Origin of the sequence: Idiomarina sp. UBA4206 (genome assembly GCF_002383015.1) — a bacterium.
Taxonomy (GTDB): Bacteria; Pseudomonadota; Gammaproteobacteria; order Enterobacterales; family Alteromonadaceae; genus Idiomarina; species Idiomarina abyssalis.
In genome coordinates, this window is record NZ_DFTS01000039.1 from 56,101 (window position 1) to 61,001 (window position 4,901).

Below are 4,901 nucleotides of genomic sequence, written 5' to 3' on the forward strand. Positions count from 1 at the left end.
ATCAACGGTTAAGTGACGACCTTCGGCCTGAGTTATCATACCCAGCCCTAATTCGGTTTCAGTTTCACTGAGGTAACGTTGTCCAACTCTAAACTCGCTCACTACACACTCCCGCATGCCATTTTCTAAGGCCGCAATGGTACTTAATTCAGTCACCAATTCCGAGGAAAAATTTATTTCTGTAACCGTTATGTCATGAATTTTAGGCTAAGCTGTAAGAAAAGAATAATCACAGCAAAGGTATGCGCTAATGACTAAACACACCGGCAAGTTCTTTATCCTGGATACCAATATTCTTCTGCACGACCCGCTAGCCTTCCTCAATTTCGATGAACACAACGTTATTATTCCCATGGTGGTTCTGGAGGAACTCGACAAAATCAAAGATCGGAATAAGGACGTCAGCCGGGAAGCCCGGGTGGCTATTCGCTCTTTAGAAGAAGTGTTAAAAGAAGCAACACCAGAGGAAATTGTTGCTGGAGTGCCCTTAAGCAGAATGCATGGTGAGCATACCGCGAACGGAACCTTGGCTATTTTCCCGGATTATCAGCTTGAGCAAACCGAGTCGGTACTTTCGTTAGCGGAAAATGACCACCGGATTATTCAGGCCGCTCTGGAAATTCAGCGCGAGCGAGCCCCCGCGGGTGTGGTGCTGGTAACCAAAGACATCAATATGCGTCTGAAAGCCAAAGGCGCGGGCATGAAATTTGTTGAAGATTATCGTACCGACCAGCTTATTGATGACATTCGATTGCTGACCAAAGGCTTCTATAAATTTGAAGGGGACTTCTGGTCGCAGGTAGGTGAAGTGAAAACTCAACAGGAAGGCCGCGATGCGTATCACACCGTAAGCCGGGACTTGCTGCCGCAAATTTTTGCCAATGAATACATTATTGACTCAACAGACAGCTTTGCTGCCCGGGTAGAGGAGTACGACAACGAAACCGTTACTTTAATGGACTTGAGCGTCGAACGCATGATGTCTTACGGCGCCTGGGGTGTTCACCCTAAGAACATCTATCAGGCCATGGCGTTGCATGCATTGCTTGATACCAGCATGGATATGGTCATTCTGACTGGTCCTGCTGGCAGTGGTAAGACTTTCCTGGCTTTGTCAGCGGCCTTGCAAATGGTGGTAGAGCAGGGAATTTATGAGAAAGTTATCGTGACCCGCAATACCCCGGAAATTGCCGAGTCAATTGGCTATTTGCCGGGCACCGAAGAGGAAAAAATGGCGCCCTGGTTATCGGCAATAACAGATTCCCTGGAGGCTTTGCATAAACACGATGAGAGTATGGAGTCGAGCCTGAACTATATTATGAAAAAAGCCAATATTCAGTTTAAGTCACTCAACTTTATGCGCGGACGCAGCATACAGAACGCTATAGTCATTCTGGATGAAGCGCAGAACTTAACGGCGTCTCAGTTGAAAACCCTAATAACGCGTTGTGGTGAAAATACTAAGCTGGTGGTATCGGGTAATTTGGCACAAATTGACAGTTATTACTTAACGGCTGTGACTTCAGGTTTAACTTATATTGTTGAGCGCTTTAAAGACTACCCCGGTAGTGCAACAGTTAACTTGAATGGGGTGGTGCGCAGTCCGTTAGCTAAGTTCGCAGAAGAGCATCTTTAATCAGTTAATGGGCACAACCGTGTATTGCTCAGTGTTGACCTGAAACTCGGTTTCTCCTCCAACCTGGCCCAGAGGCATTGCCGCCGGGCCAGTAACATCTACTAGTATGTAATTCACGCCATTGTGTTTCACGCTAATGTCATCGCTTCTGCTACTAATAGATATACCGAAAACCGCATGGTTGGGCAGGTAAATGATTGCCATTTTTGGGGTCTCAATAATTTCTTTAATTACCGAGCTCATTAACGTGACTTTGCTGTCGCAGTCGCCCTGATTATAGTAGAGCAGCTGGTTAGGGGGTACGAAGCCATCTCCACGGCTATCAAGCTTACTGCTCAAGTCGTTATAAGGGATCTGCTGAATAAAGCTGGCGATGTAATTGATGTAATTGCGCTGTGTGTTGTTACCTAACTGCTCTCCAATAGCTTGTATTAACGGGCGTAATACAGCCGTCATTTCGCTGGCAATAGCGGGGTGGTCGGGAATAATGCCCTGTTCACCCGGAGGCAGAGTGAGCTGACGATAAAAGTTGGCTTCTAAATAATCATTCCAGCGTTCATTGTAGTATTCGCGTAAAAGCCTTTTGTATTCAGTCAGCTGTGCTTGTTTTTCCTGAGTTCTGCTATTGGCGGTGACCAGCTCTACTGACTGTTGACGGGGTGTAAGGCGAGCCTGAATACCCTGCCATTGTTGCTGCCGGATGTAGCGATTCAACTGGTGAGTAAGCTCGCGTTGACTGCGCTCGAGATTAAATCCCCGATAACGCTTTAAAGGTTGCAGGAACTCTCTTTTATCGACCTGGAAGTCAAAGGATTGCTGACTGTCGTTAAAGTCACGCCATTGATAAGAAAAGGTTAACTGGCCGTCTTGGGTTTCGTTAAGGTTAAAAAAGTTTTGGCCATTTGCTGTTAGAGGAAGAGTAAAGAGTAACCAGATAACAGCACAGATTTTATGTGTCACTCTGATTACTCCTGTTGCCCCTTAAAACTTCATTTCAGTAATAGGGCTGTCTTCGAATTTAAGGTCTACTTGATACTCAATGCCGCCGGCGCGAACGAAAAAATAAGTCTTTTCTTTCTTAAAGACTTCTTGCAGGGAAACAAGCCTTAAGCCTGGGCGACGCTCAGCAGGTAAGTCTGTAAATTCAACTGAACCTCGCGAAACCAGTATGTTTTGGTAACGAGGACCAGTAATTAAAAGCAGTTTCTTATTTTCGTCTTTCAGTAGAATGGTATTACCCGTTACTGAATAGGGTTCTTCATTACCAAACAAAGCCAGCTCCTGTCGTGTCAACTTATTACTGACGACACTATAACGAATTATCGGTTTTTGGCAAATAACCGTTCAGAAAATCTTCAACAATTATTAACGCCGCTTGACTGTCGACAAGTCCTTTTTCCAATTTTCGAAAGCCGCCTTCGGCAAACAGGCTTTCGCGTGCGGCGGTTGAAGTCAGTCTTTCGTCCTGAAAAGTGACAGGTAAGCCGAAACGCCCATGAAGTCGGTTACCAAACTTTTTGGCCCGCTGCGTCAAGGGTTGTTCGGTGCCGTCCATATTCAGAGGCAGGCCAACGACCAGTTGCTCTGGTTGCCATTCGGCAAACAGCTTTTCAATAAGCTGCCAGTCGGGTATACCTTCCTTTGCTTTTAGCGCGGTTAATGGCGAAGCTGTTGCGGTAACGGTTTGACCAACCGCAACACCAATGCTTTTGGTACCAAAGTCAAAGCCAATAACTGTACTCATGCGTGGCCGACATCCGGTCCCAGTTGCCACACATCAAAACCAAGCTGCTCTGTGGCTTTTTGCCAGCGCTCACTTGCTGGTGTATTAAATAACAGCTCAGGGTCTGCCGGAATCGCTAACCAGGAATTCTCACCCAGTTCTTCCTCTAACTGCCCGGCTTCCCAGCCTGCGTAACCCAGGGTCAGTAAAAACTGAGGCGGGGCCGCTGATGAACCTAAGGCTTCCAGAATATCCCGAGAGGTGGTCACCATGATGTCATCGCTCAGCTTCTGACTGGCACGCCAGTTATCCTGAGGCGGGTGAATCACAAAGCCCCGTTCACGACCCACAGGACCACCCTGGTAGACATTACCCTGCAAGTGCTGGTTATTTTCCGGGTAAACAATTTCCAGTTTATCCAGCAGCGAGGTAACGCTTAAATCTGCAGGCTGATTAATTACCAGCCCCATCGCACCTTCTTCATTATGCTCACAGATGTAAGTCACGGTCCGTTTAAACATCGGATCGTTCAGCATAGGTGTTGCTATCAAAAAGTGATTCTGCAAATTGTTCATCGATTCACCGACTCCTTAACGATAATCTCTAACAAGGATATGGGGGCGTCTCATAGAAATTCAATTCAGCTTCTCTTCAATTGCCTGAAAGACCATTTCTGCAATATTGATGTCGTAGGCGTTTTCAATTTCACGCATACAGGTTGGGCTGGTGACATTAATTTCGGTAATGCGGTCGCCAATCACGTCCAGCCCAACGATAATGAGCCCTCGTTTTTTCAGTTCAGGTGCGACCTTACGAGCCAGAGCCCAGTCACTGTCGGATAAAGGTTGAGCCCGTCCGCTGCCCCCGGCGGCAAGGTTTCCGCGAGTTTCTCCGGCGCTGGGAATTCGCGCTAAAGAGTAAGGTACAGGTTCGCCATTTATGATCAGAATACGTTTGTCGCCGTCTTTAATTTCAGGCAGGTACTTTTGCACCATAGCGTAGCGCTGACCTTTTTCGGTCAGGGTTTCAATAATAACGCCGAGGTTACTGCCGTCTGCCCCTACTTTAAATATCGAAGCACCGCCCATGCCATCCAGCGGTTTTAAAATCACATCACCGTGTTTTTTATGGAACGCTTTAATCACGTCAGCCCGGGAACTGACCAATGTGTCGGCAATGGAGTCGGCAAACCAGGAGGTAAAGAGTTTCTCATTGCAGTCGCGCAGGCTCTGCGGTTTATTCACAACCAGGCTACCGCGCTGCTCGGCCAGTTCCAGCATTTGTGTCGCGTATAAGAACTCGCTGTCAAAGGGCGGATCTTTGCGCATCATAATGACATCAAAATCTTCAAGCGGGCGGTACTGGCTGTCACTTAAACTGTAAAAGTCGCTTTTTTGATCCTGAACACGAACTTCCCGAGCAAAGGCCATTGGTTGACCGTTATCAATAACTAAGTCGCCCATTTCCAGATAAAAACATTGATAGCCGCGAGCCTGCGCTTCCAGCAGTAAGCGGAAACTGGTGTCTTTTTCGGTTTTTACA

At 47.1% G+C, this 4,901-nt stretch carries 7 protein-coding genes; 1 reads left to right on the top strand and 6 read right to left on the bottom strand.

What is annotated here, in order from left to right:
- The coding region (locus B3180_RS08330) for a hypothetical protein (protein ID WP_286844018.1) at nucleotides 1-117 on the bottom strand (117 nt) is incomplete at its 3' end.
- Nucleotides 118-250: 133 nt separating this feature from the next.
- On the opposite strand from B3180_RS08330, the gene B3180_RS08335 reads away from it, so the two are divergent.
- On the top strand, nucleotides 251-1,636 hold the full coding sequence (locus B3180_RS08335; RefSeq protein WP_199494299.1) for a PhoH family protein: 1,386 nt from the start codon (nucleotides 251-253) through the stop codon (nucleotides 1,634-1,636).
- Here B3180_RS08335 and B3180_RS08340 read toward each other — a convergent pair whose 3' ends face one another.
- From B3180_RS08340 to gshB, 5 genes are all read right to left on the bottom strand, one after another.
- Nucleotides 1,637-2,596: a hypothetical protein gene (locus tag B3180_RS08340; protein WP_054489589.1), complete on the bottom strand. Its 960-nt coding sequence runs from the start codon at nucleotides 2,594-2,596 to the stop codon at nucleotides 1,637-1,639. It lies immediately after the preceding gene.
- Nucleotides 2,597-2,617: 21 nt separating this feature from the next.
- On the bottom strand, nucleotides 2,618-2,908 hold the full coding sequence (locus B3180_RS08345) for a hypothetical protein (RefSeq protein WP_054489587.1): 291 nt from the start codon (nucleotides 2,906-2,908) through the stop codon (nucleotides 2,618-2,620).
- Between the two features lie 37 nt (nucleotides 2,909-2,945).
- Nucleotides 2,946-3,380 (bottom strand): Holliday junction resolvase RuvX, encoded by a 435-nt coding sequence (gene ruvX / locus B3180_RS08350; protein ID WP_054489585.1) that lies wholly within the window; start codon nucleotides 3,378-3,380, stop codon nucleotides 2,946-2,948.
- A complete protein-coding gene (locus tag B3180_RS08355) occupies nucleotides 3,377-3,934 on the bottom strand; it encodes a YqgE/AlgH family protein (RefSeq protein WP_054489583.1) in 558 nt (185 codons plus the stop codon). The genes ruvX and B3180_RS08355 overlap by 4 nt, the downstream gene beginning before the upstream one ends.
- Nucleotides 3,935-3,994: 60 nt before the next feature.
- On the bottom strand, nucleotides 3,995-4,901 hold a 907-nt coding region (gshB, locus tag B3180_RS08360), incomplete at its 5' end, for a glutathione synthase (protein ID WP_286843979.1).